Genomic DNA, 18,430 nt, shown 5'->3' with positions numbered 1-18,430 from the left:
TTCGTGTTTCCTGCATCCATCCACCGACCTTTCCGGCCTTACGCCTTACGCTTCTGCCAACAATGCTGCTATTTTTTCTGCAAAATGCGCTTCACATACGGCAAGGGAAGAACGGTATTCTCTTCCGATGGCTCTTCCAAGCTGCTCTTTGTCCCCAAAAAGAATGCATGGCACTTTATAGTATGCACACATATTGCGAAATTTCTTCTGTGTATTGGCCGACGCCGTTTCCGCCAGAATGACAAGGTATGCGCTGCCGCTCTTTACGGCCTGCTCGGTCGCAAATTCGCCGCTCGATACCTTACCCGCCTTCATGGCAAGGCCCAGCATGGATAATCCTTTACTTTGACTGTTCAATCTTCGCAAATGCCTCCTTTAACTGCTCATAAACCTCTGATGGAATTTCTGCCTTCAGAGAACGGGAAAGTCCTTTGTTTTTCATTGCATTCCCCAGACATTCCAGAGAGCAGACATAAGCACCGCGTCCGTTCATTCTTCCGGTTGTGTCCGGAACAATCGTTCCTTCGGTGGTTTTCACCACGCGGATCATTTCTTTTTTGTTTTTCATTTCATTGCAGCCAATGCATTTACGCAGCGGCACTTTACGAACTGTACTCAAATGCTCATCCCGCCTTTGTTTTTATTTTAATTACTCTTCGTCTCCGGCTTTCTCTGCTGTTTCTACATCATTCTCGTCGAAGTTTTCTTCTGCAGAGATGGTTTCCTCCTCTGCTGCGGACTCATCGTAATTGTCCTCTTCCTCGTATTCCTCTTCTTCTACGTAGTCGAAGTCTCCTGCCTCGCGTGCCTGGGTCTCGCTCTTAATGTCGATCTTGAATCCGGTCAGACGTGCGGCAAGTCTTGCGTTCTGTCCCTCTTTACCGATGGCAAGGGAAAGCTGGTAATCCGGAACGATTACTTTTGCGGTCTTCTCATCCGGATCTGCCATAACGGAGATAACTTTTGCCGGGCTCAGTGCGTTCTCGATCAGGAGTGCCGGGTTCTCATCCCATGTAATGATGTCGATCTTCTCTCCGTTCAGCTCATTGACAACCGCGTTGACACGGCTTCCGTTCATACCGACGCATGCGCCGACTGCATCGACGTTCGGATCGTTGGACCATACTGCCATTTTCGTACGGCTTCCTGCCTCACGGGCAATGCTCTTGATCTCTACGATGCCTTCTGCAACCTCGGAAACCTCAGACTCAAAGAGACGTTTTACGAGTTCCGGATGGGTACGGGATACCATGACTTTCGGTCCCTTGGTTGTATTCTTTACTTCCAGAACGTATACTTTCACACGCTGGGTCGGCTCAAATTTCTCGCCTTTGACCTGCTCGTTCTCGGTCAGCAGAGCGTCTACTTTACCGAGGTTGATGCTGACGTTGCGTCCCACATAGCGCTGTACCACACCGGTAACCACATCGTGCTCTTTCTCGAAGTACTGATCAAACAGAACTTTACGCTCTTCCTCACGGATCTTCTGAAGAATGACGTTTTTGGCATTCTGGGTTGCAATACGGCCGAACTCTTTGGATTTGATTTCTACCGGAACGATATCGCCGAGTTCATAGCGGGAGTCTGCACGTTTTGCATCGGAAAGGGCGATCTCCATGATCGGATCCTGTACCAGATCAACAACGGTTTTCTCTGCTACGACTTTGAAATCACCAGTCTGGGCGTTAATGCTTACCTTTACATTATCTGCTTTGCCAAAATGGTTTTTACAGGCCTGGATCAGCGACTGCTCAATTGCCTCAAGCAGGGTATCTTTGCTGATATTCTTCTCTTTCTCAAGAACTTCAAGGGCCTCCATTAATTCTGTATTCATTTTTCTCTTTTCCTCCTGTATCTGCGTCTGTTTAGAAATCAAATGCTAAACGGATCAATGCAATATCGCTTTTCTGGAAGACGCGCTCTGTTCCGTCCTCCTCCAAAATGGTCACACTGTTATCATCATATGCGGTGAGTATTCCGTAAAATTCCCGGTTTCTCTCGATCGCACGGTATGTCCGGATTTCCAGCTCTTTTCCCATGCTTCTCTTATAGTCTTTCTCTTTTTTCAGCGGACGTCCAAGGCCCGGGGAGCTGACCTCCATGATATAGGCGTCATCGATAAAGTCCTCTGCGTCCAGCCGGTCAGAAAATGCACGGCTGACGATTTCGCAGTCATCTACGGTAATTCCGCCTTCTTTGTCGATGTAAGCACGCAGGTACCAGGTACCGCCCTCTTTGACATACTCCACATCCACCAGTTCAAAACCATTGGCTTCTACAATCGGAGTGATCAGTTCTTCTGCCTTCTGTTCGTATTCTTCTCTTCTGCTCAAATCCTCACCACCTTTTTTGATTTAGGGAAACTTTCGAAAAATTCTTTCATTTCCCTGTACACAAGAAAGAGTGGACGAAATCGTCCACTCCTTAACAGTCACTTATTAACAACTTTACTATAGCACCTTTTCCGTGCAATTGCAAGGGTTAATTTTCAAAATATCCTTTATTTATCGCCTTTTCCGGCTTTTTTGTTCGCCGGTTCCGGGCAGATGTGGACATCGAGCTGGTTATACGGGATGGAAATTCCCGCCGCGTCAAACTCTTCTTTGATGCGCTCATTCATTTTCCATTTGACCGGCCAGTAATTTTCCGTTGCGACCCAGGCGCGCAGACCGACCGTGATCGCGCTCTCGCCCAGCTCATCTACGAAAAACTGCTGCTCCTCCGACTGAAAATGCGGCTCCTCCTCAACGAGGCGGCGCAGGATATCCTTCGCTTTTCTGATATCGGACTCATAAGAAATGCCGACTTTGATTTCCAGCTTTCTGCGGTCCATTGCCGTCACGTTGATGATGGTGTGATTCGTAAGATTGGCGTTCGGGATCATGATGGTACGGTTGTCGATGCTGTTGATTGTCGTGTAATACATCTCAATCTTTTTGACCGTTCCCTCCTGGCCTTCGCCCGGGAAAATGATGTAGTCACCGACCTTAAATGGCTTCAGCAGCAGAATCATCACCCCGCCTGCAAAGTTTGAGAGGCCGCCCTGCAATGCCAGGGATACGGCAACGCCGGCGGAGGCGATGGCTGCTGCGATCGACGCTTCGGATACGATGCCGAGCTGAACGATAATGGTCAGCACCAGCAGCGTGTTCAGACTGTATTTCACCATGGAAACGGTGAAACTGACCACCGCCTCCTCCGTGTGAAAACGCCGCATGTTTTTCCGGATCAGACCACAGAGCCACAGGATCAGTTTGCGTGCAACCAGAAACAGAATTACTGCAAACACAATCTTCAGCACCAGATCGGCAGCCGAAGAGGCCTTGTCGATCCAGTATTCATAGACGCGTTCCGCCGCTGTCAGATTCACCATGTGTTATCTCTCCTCTGTCTCGAATTTTCTCTGCAGCTCCTCGCCGAGTTCACTCATGCCTGTGCTTTTTTTCGTTTTTGTCTCTGGTTTTGCCTCTGATTTTGCTTCCGACTTGGTTTCCGGCTTTGTAGCCGGCTTCTTTTCCGGATCGGCGGCTGCGCGGTATTTTTCCACGGCTTTTGCTGCCTCTGCCGCTGCGGATTTTCCGGCTTTCACCAGCTTGTCCACCGTCTGCTCTACCGTTTTCACCGGTTTGCTGTCGATCGCCTGCTTTACGGCTTTCTCCACCTTCTCTGTCGCAGTCGTAGTTCCCTGCTTTTTCTCTGCGGTTTTCACCGTTTTTTCCGATACCTTTTTCTCTGCTTTTTTCTCTGCTTTTTGAGCAGTCTTTGTTGTTTTCTTTGCTTTTACTGCTTTTACTGCTTTTACTGCTTCTTCCGTTTTTCCAGCCGGTTTTCCCTTCTTTCCGGTTTTCTTCTCTGCTGCCGCTTTCGCTGCAGTTTTTGCCTTTGCGCTCTTATTGCTTGCAGCGCCCGTCTCCGGCTTCGTATAAGAAAATACCTGAACAGAAAGCGGTGCGAGTTTTACGGTAATCGAGTTTTTCCGCTCGTCGCACTCTGTTTTTTTCGACATTTTCACGCGTGGATTTCCGACGCCTGTTCCGCCATAGCTTTCCGCATCGCTGTTGAACATCTCTTTGTACTTTCCTGGATACGGCACACCAATGCGGAAATCATCGTACTCGACATTCGAGAAGTTGCATATGACAAGCAGCGTATCTTCTTTCTTCCTTGTTCTGCGAAGGAAGATCAGAAGATTCTTTTCCCACTCCATGCCATTGATCCACTCAAAGCCCTCCGGCTTTTCGTCAAGCTGATACAATGCCGGATTTGCTTTGTAGAATGCATGAAGTGCCGCCATATAGTTCTTTAACTGCAGATGTTTCTTGTCCTCAAGAAGCTCCCAGGACAGGGACTGTTTCTCATTCCACTCTTTTTCCTGTCCAAATTCCTGTCCCATAAACAGAAGCTTCTTTCCGGGATGCACCATCTGATAAGCGTACGCCAGACGAAGATTTGCCATTTTCTGCTCCGGTGTACCCGGCATTTTGGTATACATAGACCCTTTCAGGTGAACCACTTCATCGTGCGACAGACTCAGCATGAATTTCTCCGAGTATGCATATACCATAGAAAAAGTCAGCTGATCGTGATGTGCCCCGCGGTATACCGGATCGTTTTTCATATATTCCGTAAAATCATTCATCCAGCCCATGTTCCACTTGTAGTCGAAGCCAAGTCCTTCATCGTCGAGTTCTCCCGTCACCTTCGGCCATGCAGTCGATTCCTCTGCGATAAGAAGCGCATCCGGGAACTCTTTTTTGAAGATGGAGTTCAGATGTTTTAAAAATTCGATTGCCTCAAGGTTCTCATTTCCGCCGTAGATATTTGCGACCCACTCCCCGTCCTGCTTGCCATAATCAAGATACAGCATCGATGCAACCGCATCCATACGGATTCCGTCGGCATGGTACTCTTTTGCCCAGAAAAGCGCATTGGCGATCAGGAAGTTCTTTACTTCCGGTCTGCCGTAATTGTAAATCAGCGTGCCCCAGTGTGGATGGGATCCCTGTCTCGGGTCAAAATGCTCGTACAGACACGTTCCGTCAAACGCAGAAAGTCCGAAGGTATCGCGCGGGAAGTGTGCCGGTACCCAGTCGAGAATAACACCAATGTCGTTCTGGTGCATCGTATCCATAAAATAGCGGAAGTCATCCGGCGTTCCGTATCGTGCTGTCGGTGCGTAATAGCCCGTTACCTGATAACCCCAGGATTCATCGAGTGGATGCTCCATCACCGGCATCAGCTCAACATGGGTGTAGCCGAGCTCTTTCACATAAGAAGCCAGCATCGGAGCGATCTCACGGTAGTTATAAAATTCACGGCCATCGTCCGGTTTTTTCCAGGAGCCAAGATGCACTTCATAAACAGAAATCGGCGCTTTGTCGCCCTGTGTGACACCACGCTTCTTCATCCAGTTCTCATCCTGCCAGGCATATTTTCCAAGATCAACCACAACACTCGCATTGTTCGGACGCAGCTGTGCTGCATTCGCGTATGGATCCGATTTCAGATACGTCAGACCGCCCTTTGCCTTAATTTCATATTTATAGATGTCGCCCGCGCGAACACCGGGGATAAAGAGTTCATAGATCCCGGACTCCAGAAGATTCATCTGATATGCTCTTCCGTCCCAGTTATTGAAATCCCCGACAACGCTGACACGGATCGCATTCGGTGCCCAGACAGCGAAGTAAACACCACTGATACCATCGATCTTTACCGGGTGTGCACCCATCTTCTCATAGATGGAATAACAGATGCCGTTTTCAAACTGTTTCTGTTCCTGCTCGGTGAACTGCATCGGATAGGCATATGGATCGTAATGCTCCATCTGGTTTCCGTCGCCGTCCCAGTAGATCAGCGTATAGGACGGAATTTTCTTTCCCGGAAGCAGCACAGCGAAAAATCCCGCCTCATCCTCGCAAACCATCTCGGTCTGTTTTCCGTCGCGGATCGTATGTACGGCTGCACGGGTTGCACCCGGGAAAAACGCCTGAATCAAAATACCATCCTCCGTTACGCGCGGTCCCAAGATGTCTCTTGGATGATTTTCCTCAGAATAGACCACGGCTTCTATTTCCGCCCAATCCATATAATCGTATAATTTTTCTTCCATTTTCAAAATTATAACCCCTCCTTTTTTATTTTACGTGCTCTCGCTGCTGCTTCCCCCATACAAAATCGCATAAAAAAGCACTCATTCATGCCAGAGCGTGTTTGAAAAAAGCTTTTCGTGAGCTGCGAGTCCCATTTTCAGCCCAAACGGTCTGCAGCAACCGGATAAGGTCAAAACAGATCGCGAAGTGGGGCTTGCAGATTGTGGAAATGATTTTTCAAATTCTGTTTTTATTCTACCATCCTAACTGCGATTGTACAATGCAAATCTGGTTTGTTTTTTATTCATTTCCTACGATTACGGCAAGATCTTCATCTGTCGTCTGCATCTCATCGTTCTCAAACCAGATACTGTAAATGTTCTGTGAAGTCAGTGTTTCCAGGGACTCCCTGGAAAGCGATTCGGCCTGATAATCAGAAAATGCTGCAAGCAGCGTATTGGCACAGCCATATTCACCGGAATAGACGATCAGTTCGGAGGCTGCTGTGTGGTCTTTTCCGTCTGCCGCGCTAAGATACGGCGTGCGCATCGTTCCGTCCTGATACTGGTAATAGCGGTACGCATCCGGGCTGCCCGCCTGGTAAGCGTGGAAAAACACGATGCTTTTCGGTCCTTCATACGTCATTGTTCCGTATGACTGGATTTCGTTCCCGGAAAGATGATACAGCGGATACCGGTACTCTTTTTCTCCCGTCTCATCGAGACAGCGCACGAAACCGTCCTTACTGGAAATAATGCCGAGCTGATAGCCCTCGCCACGAATCGTATCCGCCAGATAATCAATCAAAAAAGCATTTTTCATCCAGAAAAAGTCGAGATATGCGGTATAGCCCATCTCTGCGGCATACGCCTGATACGCGTCTGACACATGCAGACAGACCTGGTTTTCCCCTGACAGCTCCAGTGAAATATCATCCGGGTTCTGTGTAAAGGCAGCAACTGCTGCCGTTTCTTCTGCTGCCGCATCGTTCCGGTTCGGATCAAACTGCGCTGCAGCCGCATCATCATTGCTGGCGCAGAGATTTTCCAGGGACGCATACAGCGGTCCCAGATAAATTTCCCGGCAATTGGCATCGGATACTTTTTTCAGTGCATCGTATAAAACCGGATCTACCGTCAGCACTTCATTTGGATGCTGGTTGATATCATACAGGTTTGTCACATCCTCAAAGCTCTCATCTATATTGAAAAGCCGGTAGCCTTTCACTGCCGCATCTGTGTAAAGCAGCGAAAGCGCCTTTGCCTCCCCGCCTGCAGAAACCCCGCTTGCGCCAACGTTATATTTCAAGGTAAAATCCTCACCGCAGTTCAAATCCGCGCCTGCCTTTACACTGATCTCACGCCAGCCGGAATCTCCATGCAGAAAGTTCATAAAACCATACACCAGAAAACCGGATCCAATCGCCAGAAGCAGTACTACAAGCAGGATGCGCCGTCCGACATTTTTTTCGGAAAGCCAGACCTTCTGTACCGGCTTTGGCAGCCGTCTGTTCGGATCTTTTACTGTTCTTCCCATTTTTTTGCTCCTCTTTCATTCTAATTTTCCTTTTCCGCTGTGATTTATTGTCCCAAAAAACACATCGCCCGTCAAGTAAAATCGGAACGGAATTCATCTCGCACTTCGTTCCGGAAGCCACAACTTTTTTAATTTACAGAAAATTTCAACGAAGTTTCCTGTAAACTATGAGAAACACGCTCCGCGAGTTTCTCAAGTTATCGCGGCAGTCGCCAAGGTCTCGTGCAAGCACGGACTTTGGCTCGTTGCTAGCGTAAATCAAAAAAAGCGGCACCGGAACCTTTTTCCTGGTTCCGGGCCACTTTTTCTTTCCTGTCCACTATAGGGCAACTAAAATCAATGCAATGATAAAGATCAGGAGAATCACGGCAAGTACAGCAAATCCGTACAGCGCGCCCTGCTTGCATGCTTTGTAGTTGTGATAGTACTGTTTCTTTTTGTATACCATCGCTGCGATGATACCGATGATCGGGAAGAAGAATGACAGCACTTTGTACCAGACGCTTCCGGTATCGTGAACCGGAGTTTTCAGGAATTCGTCTTCTGCCTTGGAAAGATGAACCTCGTGGTTCTCCTCTTTTACTTCCTCGCCAGGCTTTCGGATGGTGATCGGCTGCAACGGCTCTCCCTTTTCACGGAGTGCCTTGTACTCTTCGATCTCTTTTTTATTTCCATATACAAAGTGGTTGTGTCCGATATCCACGAACTCCGGTTTGTCCACAGAATAATCGTGAATGGACGGGTCGTAGGTGTACAGCACCTTATTCTTCTCGAGCTGCGGATCCGGAATCGGAATGGCAGAGATCAGGGAATGCGTGTACGGGTGCAGTGGGAAGTTGAACAGCTCCTCTGCGTCCGCAACCTCTACGATGTTTCCTTTGTAGATAACACCGATACGGTCGGAAATGAACCGTACGATGGAAAGGTCATGAGCAATAAACAGATAGGTAACCTGTTTTTCTCTCTGGAATTTCTTCAGCAGATTGAGGACCTGGGCACGGATCGATACGTCCAGTGCGGAGATCGGCTCATCGGCTACAACCAGCTCCGGCTCCATAACCATGGCACGGGCCAGACCGATACGCTGGCGCTGTCCGCCGGAAAACTCATGTGGATAACGGGTCAGATGCTCCGGCAGAAGACCAACCTCGTTGATCATATTCTCTACCTTCTTCACACGGTCTGCCTCGTTCTCGTACAGATGGAAGTTGTAAAGACCCTCGGATACGATATAATCGACCGTCGCACGCTCATTTAACGATGCGGCAGGATCCTGGAATACCATCTGAATGTTTCGGATAACCTCCCGGTCCAGGGAATGCGGAATCTTGCCGGAAATTTTAACACCCTTGTACAGGATCTCTCCTGCGGAACACGGGTTGACACGAATGACCGCACGGCCGATCGTTGTCTTTCCGGAACCGGACTCGCCTACGAGGGAGAAGGTCTCTCCCTTGTAGATGTCAAAAGAAGCATTTTTTACCGCTTTGACTGCGTCATCGCCCTTGCCGAAAGTGATATCTACATTTTTTACCTGCAGTAAGATTTCTCTTCCATTTTCGTCAATCGGACCATGCTCCGGCAGATGCGAAACAGTGGTCTTGCTTTCCTGCTTTGTAGACACTTTCAAACTCTCCTATAAGTTATATGCTTTTAACAGTTTTTCGTGAATATTCTGAATAGCTTCCGGCTTCTCCGTCTTCGGCGCTCTCGGATCCAGCAGCCATGTCTTGGCATAGTGGGTATCCGTTACCTTGAACATCGGCGGCTCCTCCAGAGTATCAATCTTCAGACAGTACTGGTTACGCGGTGCAAACGGATCTCCGATAATCTTATTGTACAGAGACGGCGGCGTACCGGTAATGGAAAACAGCTTTGTATTCCGCTCCGCAAGCTGCGGCAGGGAAGAAAGCAGTGCCCAGGTGTACGGATGGCGCGGATCGTAGAACAGCTCTTCTACGTTTGCAAACTCGATGATCTGTCCTGCGTACAGAACGGCAACACGGTCTGCGATATTCGCTACGACACCAAGGTCGTGGGTAATAAACACGATGGTGTAGTTGTACTCTTTCTGAAGATCCTTGATCAGCTTCAGGATCTGTGCCTGAATCGTAACGTCCAGCGCAGTTGTCGGCTCATCGCAGATCAGAATCTTCGGACGGCAGGAAAGTGCAATCGCAATAACGATACGCTGTCTCATACCGCCGGAATACTGGAACGGATAATCATCGAAACGCTGCTCTGCGTTCGGAATCCCAACCTTTTCCATCAGCTCAAGCGCCTGTGCTCTCGCCTCCACCTCGCTGACATTCTGATGCTTCATGATAACAGAAGTAATCTGTTTTCCGATTGTGATAATCGGGTTCAGGGAAGTCATCGGATCCTGGAATACAGTTGCAATTTTCTTACCGCGGATCTGACCCCAGTCATTCGGATCCTGGATTTTTGCCAGGTTGATGATACAGGTTCCATGAAGCTGCTCCGGCGTTTCATCCAGATAGCGTACACGGAAAGTTGCCTGGTCGAAAACGCTGTTCCGTTTCTGCTCGTCATTCAGATCCACACCGCGTTCCATCGCAGCTTTGAATGCCTCGTGCAGCTTCTTGATCATGCGAACCTTTTTACGCAGTTTATAACGTCCGACAGAAAGATAGATCTCTTTGGCAAGAATCTCGTTTCTCTTTCTCGCCTCGTCCGTAATTTCTTTTGCTGTCAGGCCGGCGTACTCTTTTTTGTACTCTGCCATTTTTGCATCATATGCCTGATTGTAGGCCGTATCGTTCATGGCAGCCTGTTTGTGAGCCTTGATTTTTTCCTCTTTTGCTTTCTGTAGAGCCTTAATTTCTCCATCCAGTCTGGAAATCTCGGCAGATGTCTCTTTAACCTTCGCTTTTTCTTTGGAAGTATCGAGTGTCTGCTTGTAGTTGAAAAGTTCGGTTCTCTTTACTACGAGTTCCCTGATTTCAGCATCTGCTTTCTCACGCTCTTCCTCGCTCAGTGTCATTTTTTCTTCTTTTTCCTGCTCCAGAGCCTTCATTTTCAAAAATACTTCTGAACCATATTCCAGTTTGGAATAGTCATTCAGCTTTTCCAAGGTGGATGCGATGGTCTTTTTCGCATAAGAGTTCAGCGGCACAACGGTATCGCTCAGCTCGGCATCGTTAAAAATGATATCTCCCTGGTCGATGAAGCCGTTGCTGTCCAGCATTCCCGCAAACGCTTTTGTGAATACGGATTTACCGGCGCCGGACTCTCCTACGATAGCAATGGACTCATTCTCGTAAATATCCAGCGTTACGCCCCGGATTGCCGTCAGGATACGGCCGCGGACACGGAATTTTACCTGTAAGTCCTTAATCGATAATAATACTTTTTTATCTTCCATGCGGCTTTCCTTCCTACATATGTGTTCTCGGGTCGGACGCATCTCCAAGGTTCTGTCCAACTACATATAATACTACGGTGATGATTGAAGCGACAACAACCGGGCTCCAGAACTCGAATCCCCATCCCGGTGTCAGCATGGCACCCTCAGCCTCATAAATCAGTCTTCCCAGAGACATGTCAGAAAGTCCCATACCGATGTAAGCCAGGAACACCTCGTAAGAGATGTAGGACGGAATCTCAGTTGCCGCCAGAGTAACAATGACAGATGTCATAAACGGGAGAATATTCTTCATCGCAATGCGGAAAATCGAAGTTCCAAGACATTTCGATGCCAGATTATACTCTCTGTCCCGGATAATAACGACCTGCGTACGGATAAAGTACGCGATGGCAAGCCATCCGGTAACGGTCAGTGCAAATACCATGGTCCAGAAGCTCGGAGAAAAAATAAGCACCAGGACGGAGATCAGAAGTACATACGGAATATTTCCGACGATGTTGTAAACCTCCATCATGAAAACGTCAACCTTCTTCGAAAATCCCCAGACAGATCCGACAATCACACCAATCGAAAGGTTGATGAGCGCACAGATAAACGCCAGGGAAACTGAAATTCTGGAACCAAACCAGACAGCGTCAAATGTCGACTGTCCGGAAGCACCGGATCCTAAAATCCAGTGAATATTGAATCCAAGCTGCTGCAATGCTTTGCTTGGAGACAGATGTTTTGTCGCGCCGTTCATCAGATTGGCGAAACGGTCGTACTCCACAAAGAGCGGATACACATACGTCATCAGCAGAATCACACCCAGGAGGCAAAGTACGGCAATATTGATTTTTTTCTTAAAAAATACGCGGAACACGGAATGCCAGTAGGAATATCTCGGAGCCGTAATTTTCTCAGACTCCAGGGAGCTGTTATCTACAGGAGAAAACAGTTCTTCCTCAGACAGACCGAATTTATCTAAATCATAATTCATAAGTCCCTACCTGTCTTTCGTTGAGAATGAGATTCGAGGATCCACCATGGACATCAAAACGTCGCCCAGGATGATGGAAATCACGGAGAGCACTGCGTAGAACAGTGTAACACCTACGATAACACCATTATCATATTTGCTGATTGCTTCGGTCAGCAGATTACCGGCACCAGGTACTACGTACACACGCTCGGTGATGATGGCTCCGGTCAGTGCGAACAGTACGCTCGCCGGAACACCCTGCACGATCGGAATCGCTGCGTTCTTCAAAATGTGTTTCGTAAAGATTTCTCCCTCTGTCAGACCACCGGATCTTGCGAATTTTACGTAATCGGAGTTCATCTGGTCGATCATGTATCGACGCAGCCATTTCATCAGGTTTGCCACCTGCGGCAGTGCCAGAGAAACGATCGGCAGAATATACATCAGCTTGCTCTTCGAATCCATGTCAAAGGTGGTTGGCAGACCCATTTTTCCTCCGATTGCCTTAAACAGGAAAATATAGGCCAGTGAAGGTACTGCTATAATGAATACAATATAGATGGTTCCAAGCTGGTCAACCAGTTTGTCTTTCTTTCTCGCCATCAGAATGCCAAGCGGCACCGCGATGAGATAGGAAAGAATTACGGCAATGATACCGATTACAAAGGAATAGCCGATTTTTGATTTACCACTCTTAATTGTATCCACGTTGGTATAGTCATCTGTGAACCGATCGGAATGAACAGCGCTTGCATCCTGAGATTCGCTCATATACGTTGCGCTGTGCAGATCGTCTGCACTGTATTCCACCAGACCGCTTGGGTAGGTAATCTCCGATTTTACGTAGGATCCCTGCGCGCGGGTCATGGTCAGTGCTACATCCACACCCTCATTTACGGAATAGGACTTTCCTAAATTTATGGTGATTATATTCTGATGGAAGTATGGGAATTTTGAGTCAAAGTACATCAAGTACTTGTGTGTTGTGCCATTTCCCATGATGGCCGGTGAAAATTTCTTTCCCCCATATACCGGATCGTGTAAGGTAAATGTAATCCCCCTCTTACCTTCTACCTTTGCAGCATCGTGAATGCTGTCGATGTCAATCAAACCGGAAAAATATTTTCCGAGACGCGTTGCAAGCGGAATATCCCTGTATGCAAACAGCTGCTGCTGTCCGCCGTTGGCATATTTTTTCTTACCCATCATGATCGCATCGTATCTTCTTACGGTGTAACCTTTTGCTTTATAATAAGCTGTAAATTTTTTTACATATTCAGATACCAGTTCTGAATCCTGGTCTTTCGTTCTTCCGAATGCTACTGCTTTGGATCTCGTATCCTCGTCAATTTCGCCTTTTGCTTTGAGAGCGTTCAAATAATCTGCATAGGTTACATAATCAAGATATCCGTATGTCTCCCACTTCTGATATTTGTACACCTTTTTCTGGTTATTGCTCTGATGGGAATAGGTGGCGTCCTGTGCGAAAATCAGATTTCGGTCCATCAGAGAATAAATCATAGTCATAACGCATCCAACAACGATTACTACGGAAACAAGGCCATGCAACAAACGCTTAAAAAGATATTTTGTCATATTCTCTCATTCCTTAACACAATATGACAGGGGAATGGCTTTTTTTGTTCCCATCCCCCTGCCGGTTTATTCATTGGCTTTCAACTGTTCTGATCTTTCCAATTTTACCTTTTCCAAAATTAGAAGATACCGAAACATTTGGTCATGTATCCTTCGTAGTCCGGAAGCATGGTATCCAGGTAAGAGCACGGATCACCAAAGTCCGGACCCCATCCGGAGACATCGTATACGTCGTAGTTTGCTTCATAACCATAGTTTGCATAGTATCCTGCATAGTACCATCCATCCAGGTCTACGGCATCAACCAGATTGATCACAACTTTTCCGCCAAGGGCAGCCTCTACTGATTTCTTGTAGGAGTTTGCTTTGTTGGTGTAAACTTCTACTGCAGACGGATATGGATATTCCATCTGGATCGGGTTGCTCTCATCGATGGTGATGCCCTCTTCTGCGAGCTCCTCGATTGCGGTATTCAGTTCTTCTACTGCGTTTTCCGGATTGTACCATCCATCAAAGCCATCGCTGGTCTTGTTTTCGGCATCCCATACTTTGATCTTCACGCCGTCGGCGTCGATCTGTTTCTGTACGATTTCACCATAGTAGGTGCCTGCCGGGAAGGTTGTGTCGGTTCCGTTGATCTGAATGGTAGTGTCTTTTGACAGGCTTACGAAATATCCCGGGGTAAAGGTATTTCTAAGGGAAGTATACTTCAGATCCTCGCCAACCTGCTGTGCATTGTAAGCGCCACGATCTGCTGCAAAGCTGATCGCTCTTCTGAAGTGAACGTTCTGCAGTGCTTTGTTCGTTCTCTGGATTTCTTCGTCAGACTTTGTACTCTTTGCTGTTGTTCCGTCGTTGGCATTTGCAGTCGCAGTACGGTTGATATTGTAGAATGCCATGAAAGAAGTAGCATCGGTATCTGAAACTACTGCGTACTGGTCGTACAGACCTTCGGATTTTGCTGTCTCCATAGTGGAGGTGTTCAGGTTTACATAGTCAACGGTACCTGCTTTTGCATCTGTGTACATTTTGGTAACATCAGACTGGTCATTGAACAGCCAGGTCAGGGTTTTAATGTTTACGTTGTCTTTGTTCCAGTAAGAATCGCTCAGTTTAAATACGATGGTATTTTTCGCTGTAGCGTTGGTTACCAGGTACGGTCCGCAGTATGCGATCGAGTTGGAATCTTTTCCGTACTGATAATCTGCTGCGGAGGAATCGTACTCAGCACCAAATTTACCGCCCTGGGACTGATAGTAGCTTCTGCTCATCGGCATGAAGATGGTGTAGCCAAGCATGGTCATGAAGTAGCTGCATGGCTCTTCCAGTGTGTACTCTACGGTATAGTCATCAACAGCTTTTACACCAACCTCGTCGAAATCGGTAACTTCACGGCTGATGTACTGGGATACGTTTTTGATCACGCCCTGTACCAGGTATTCCAGACCGCCCTGTGCATCACACATATGCTGCATTCCGGCCACGAAGTCATCTGCTTTTACAGTATCCACTTCACGTCCCTGGGAATCGGTCCATTTTACATCTTTACGAAGGTGGAAGGTATAGGTCAGTCCGTCATCAGATACTTCATAGGATTCTGCCAGTGCCGGCTGCAGAGTTCCCTCTACATCGTACTCCATCAGTCCGTCATAGGTATTGATGATCGCATCGGTATCTGCCGCACGGGAAGTTGCAAGTCCGTCCCATGTTACCGGATCGCTCGCATACGGCATGGAGAAGCTGTCTTTTAAGGTGTAACCTTTTCCTGCCAGATATTCTTTTACCCAGCTCTCATAGGTTCCTGTTCCTTTAAGCTCATCCCATTTTGCTCTCATCTCGTTGTAATCTTCTGCCTTGATAAAGTCAGTTGTTACAACATACTGATGATAACGGTCTTTATCGCTTCCCCAAAGGGTATAGTCCTTGGTGCGCGGAGCCATTCTGTACATCGCGTACGTACCACCTCTTGAGGTGAGCGGGTACATCATGGCGGACTCCATCAGTTTTCCCTCGGCAACTGCCATCAGGGCATATCTCTCATCCACCGTTTCTGCTTCCTTTGCAGTAGCAAGTGCATCGTTGAAATCGCCCAGTGCCTCGTTATAGAGCTCTGTGCTGGTCTCATCGTATCCTTCCGGCATTTCGGACTCCTCTGCCTCGGCTTCGCTCTCACTGCTTGCAGATGCGCTTGCATTGCTTTCGGAAGATGCGCTGCTGCTTACGCTTACACTCTCATCCGCCGGATCAGAACTTCCGCTGCCGGAATTTCCACAGGCAACCAGGCTTGCAGTCATACTCATAACAAGTAATGCGCTTACAATTTTTCTTTTCATAATTTCTTCCTAACTCCTTTCATGGATTCGCGTTGTTTTTGCATCATCCGGACATTTACCGGAACGGCTTCGCCATTCCACCGTTTTTCATTTTGGCACTTTACCACATCAAAACGAATAGTACAAAAAGGAGATGCGTCCAACAAGATTTGTTTTCTTCATCCCTCATGCCCGTACATTTGTCCGTTTGTCCAAAAACAACTGGGTTCATTATAACCAGAACTCTCTCTGTTTGTCAATATCCGATGCAGGAGAAAAGTGTATAAACTGCATTTAAAGTCATCAAAATCCTCTATTTTCCTCTTTTTGGGTATTGTTCTGATGCTGTTTTTCTATTTTCCTGTATTCTTCGGTTTTATAATAAAAAAAGATTACACAAATAATTGTTTCTTTCCATTTGCGTTCTGCAGCACTGTCTTTTTGTATTTGTTTCAGATTTTGCTCCGGGAAAGAATCCTGCCGGACGCAAAAACAGACTTCTGAAAATCACATTTCTTCTTATTTAAGAGCGTCATACTGTTTTTTACTTTCGTTTTTTACTTTCGTTTTTTACTTTCGTTTCCTTCTTTTACAAAGCAAAGCCTTCCATGAAGACCGCTCACACCGAAATCACTTTCTTGTTACTGTTCACTCCGTTCTCAGTAACACGCTTCGCGATGCACAGAATTTATGCTAACCGCATAAATTCGCGCTGTATGTCTCGGGATTTTGACATATTCATGCCAAAACGCCTCGCGGGATAGTAGCGTGTGAACAGTAACACTTTCTTACTTTTTGTCTTCGACAGTCTCCGGACTATTGACATCAAAAAAAAATCCTGCTAATATTAATTTTAATAAGGAACCAGTGCAGTACACGGAAAACAGGCACCGCACGCGGCGTCTCTGATATCCTTGTCGGATACAGCAGACGCTTTTTTGCTTTCTTGTGTATCATCACTTCTGCATCCGTATCCGCACGAAAAGAAAAAAGGAGACTTCTTTTATGTATCTTTATAATTCTGCAACCCATAAAAAAGCTGAATTCCTGACACACACACCGGGCCGTGTAGAAATGTACACCTGCGGACCTACCGTTTATCATTTTGCGCACATCGGAAACCTGCGCAGTTATATTATGGAGGATGTCCTGGAAAAGGCACTCCGCTATGAAGGCTACGACGTCAACCGTGTCATGAACATCACCGATGTCGGCCATTTAAGCTCCGATGCGGACACCGGCGAGGACAAGATGGTCAAAGGTGCAAAGCGCGAGCACAAAACAGTCATGGAAATCGCACAGTATTACACCGATGCATTCTTTGCGGATTGCAAAAAGCTGAACATCAAGCGCCCGGATGTCGTACAGCCTGCAACGGGATGCATTGACGAATATATCAAAATCATTGAAAAACTGATGGACACCGGCTACGCTTACTTTGCCGGCGGAAATGTTTACTTTGACACCAGCCGTCTCGACCACTACTATGTGTTCAACGATCACGACGAGGATGACCTCGCGGTCGGTGTGCGTGAGGGCGTAGAGGAAGATACAAACAAACGCAACAAAAATGATTTCGTTCTCTGGTTTACGAAATCCAAATTTGAGAACCAGGCCTTGAAATGGGATTCCCCGTGGGGCGTCGGTTATCCGGGATGGCACATCGAGTGCTCCGGTATCTCCATGAAATACAATGGCGAATACCTTGACCTGCACTGCGGCGGCGTAGACAATGCATTCCCGCACCACACGAACGAGATCGCACAGTCCGAAAGCTACCTCGGCCACGCCTGGTGCCCGCAGTGGTTCCATGTGCATCACCTGAATACATCGACTGGAAAGATGTCGAAATCGAAAGGTGAGTTTTTAACCGTTTCTCTTCTTGAGGAAAAAGGTTATGATCCTCTCGTCTACCGTTTCTTCTGCCTCCAGTCCCATTACCGTAAGGCGCTTGTCTTCACCTGGGAAAACCTGGACAACGCCAAAATTGCCTACGACAAGCTGATCGCCCGCATCGCCGCTTTAGACCCGAAAGACGGACCGGCCGAGGAAGCTTCTATGACTGCTTTAAAAGAGAAATTCCAGAAAGCGCTCGATGCCGACCTCAACACCTCGCTTGCCATCACAACGCTGTACGATGTGTTAAAAGCAGACATGCATGATGCTGCAAAGCTGGCGCTTCTCGACAGTTTCGATCAGGTACTCGGTCTTTCCCTTCTCGCTCATGCAGATGCGAAGAGAAAAGAGGCTGCAAAGACAACTTCTGCTTCCACCGCGTCCGGCTATCAGATTACCGGCGAAGGAGATCCGGAAATTGATGCTCTTGTTCTGAAACGATATGAGGCAAAAAAAGCCAAAAACTTTGCAGAAGCAGATAAAATCCGCGATGACCTGAAATCCCAGGGCATTGAAGTTGCTGATGTACGCGGCGGAGCCGTCTGGAAACGGATCTGATCTGCACGAAAGAGGAACTCTGATTTTCTTCTTCATTTCCTACGAAGGAAACAGGGAATTTCATGTGCTGAAAGCAACAACCGACCAGTAT

Annotated in this window: 14 protein-coding genes; 2 read left to right on the top strand and 12 right to left on the bottom strand. The window is 47.4% G+C overall.

Translation table 11 applies throughout. From position 1 onward, the window contains the following. Positions 1–45: 45 nt before the first annotated feature. The 6 genes from DXD92_RS05720 to glgB form a co-directional block, all read right to left on the bottom strand. Complete coding sequence (locus tag DXD92_RS05720; protein WP_055221524.1) at positions 46–357, bottom strand: L7Ae/L30e/S12e/Gadd45 family ribosomal protein; 312 nt, start codon at positions 355–357, stop codon at positions 46–48. Beyond that, the gene (gene rnpM / locus DXD92_RS05715; RefSeq protein ID WP_117804403.1) at positions 341–619 is read right to left on the bottom strand and encodes an RNase P modulator RnpM; all 279 of its coding nucleotides are present in this window, start codon (positions 617–619) and stop codon (positions 341–343) included. The genes DXD92_RS05720 and rnpM overlap by 17 nt, the downstream gene beginning before the upstream one ends. A 30-nt stretch (positions 620–649) precedes the next feature. After that, a complete protein-coding gene (nusA, locus tag DXD92_RS05710) occupies positions 650–1,834 on the bottom strand; it encodes a transcription termination factor NusA (RefSeq protein WP_117804402.1) in 1,185 nt (394 codons plus the stop codon). A 31-nt stretch (positions 1,835–1,865) separates the two neighbouring features. Next, complete coding sequence (rimP, locus tag DXD92_RS05705) at positions 1,866–2,333, bottom strand: ribosome maturation factor RimP (protein WP_022462927.1); 468 nt, start codon at positions 2,331–2,333, stop codon at positions 1,866–1,868. Between the two features lie 167 nt (positions 2,334–2,500). Next, entirely contained in the window at positions 2,501–3,373 is an 873-nt protein-coding gene (locus DXD92_RS05700) for a mechanosensitive ion channel family protein (protein ID WP_022462926.1), read from the bottom strand. Positions 3,374–3,376: 3 nt separating this feature from the next. Beyond that, positions 3,377–6,112 carry a 1,4-alpha-glucan branching protein GlgB gene (gene glgB / locus DXD92_RS05695; RefSeq protein ID WP_117804426.1) on the bottom strand — a complete coding sequence of 912 codons (2,736 nt, stop codon included), beginning with the start codon at positions 6,110–6,112 and terminating at the stop codon, positions 3,377–3,379. A gap of 101 nt (positions 6,113–6,213) precedes the next feature. Between glgB and DXD92_RS19640 the strand changes: the two genes are divergently transcribed. Continuing rightward, the gene (locus DXD92_RS19640) at positions 6,214–6,468 is read left to right on the top strand and encodes a DUF6783 domain-containing protein (RefSeq protein ID WP_416388104.1); all 255 of its coding nucleotides are present in this window, start codon (positions 6,214–6,216) and stop codon (positions 6,466–6,468) included. Here DXD92_RS19640 and DXD92_RS05690 read toward each other — a convergent pair. The 6 genes from DXD92_RS05690 to DXD92_RS05665 form a co-directional block, all read right to left on the bottom strand. After that, complete coding sequence (locus DXD92_RS05690; protein WP_117509188.1) at positions 6,393–7,628, bottom strand: hypothetical protein; 1,236 nt, start codon at positions 7,626–7,628, stop codon at positions 6,393–6,395. The genes DXD92_RS19640 and DXD92_RS05690 overlap by 76 nt on opposite strands. Before the next feature lie 319 nt (positions 7,629–7,947). After that, positions 7,948–9,252: an ATP-binding cassette domain-containing protein gene (locus tag DXD92_RS05685; protein ID WP_270423095.1), complete on the bottom strand. Its 1,305-nt coding sequence runs from the start codon at positions 9,250–9,252 to the stop codon at positions 7,948–7,950. Positions 9,253–9,264: 12 nt separating this feature from the next. Beyond that, on the bottom strand, positions 9,265–11,013 hold the full coding sequence (oppD, locus tag DXD92_RS19295; protein ID WP_118640259.1) for an oligopeptide ABC transporter ATP-binding protein OppD: 1,749 nt from the start codon (positions 11,011–11,013) through the stop codon (positions 9,265–9,267). 13 nt (positions 11,014–11,026) lie between these two features. Continuing rightward, positions 11,027–11,995 (bottom strand): ABC transporter permease, encoded by a 969-nt coding sequence (locus tag DXD92_RS05675; protein ID WP_118640258.1) that lies wholly within the window; start codon positions 11,993–11,995, stop codon positions 11,027–11,029. A 6-nt stretch (positions 11,996–12,001) separates the two neighbouring features. Beyond that, a complete protein-coding gene (locus DXD92_RS05670; RefSeq protein ID WP_118640257.1) occupies positions 12,002–13,573 on the bottom strand; it encodes an ABC transporter permease in 1,572 nt (523 codons plus the stop codon). Between the two features lie 119 nt (positions 13,574–13,692). Further along, positions 13,693–15,906, bottom strand: coding sequence for an ABC transporter substrate-binding protein (locus tag DXD92_RS05665; protein WP_117509191.1), 2,214 nt, complete (start codon positions 15,904–15,906; stop codon positions 13,693–13,695). Between the two features lie 984 nt (positions 15,907–16,890). On the opposite strand from DXD92_RS05665, the gene cysS reads away from it, so the two are divergent. Further along, a complete protein-coding gene (gene cysS, locus DXD92_RS05660) occupies positions 16,891–18,339 on the top strand; it encodes a cysteine--tRNA ligase (RefSeq protein WP_118640256.1) in 1,449 nt (482 codons plus the stop codon). Positions 18,340–18,430: the final 91 nt, after the last annotated feature.

The organism is Blautia sp. TM10-2, assembly GCF_003480845.1.
Lineage (GTDB): Bacteria > Bacillota > Clostridia > Lachnospirales > Lachnospiraceae > Fusicatenibacter > Fusicatenibacter saccharivorans.
Note: the sequence above shows the minus strand (reverse complement) of the source record. Positions and strands in the feature narration are given on the sequence as shown.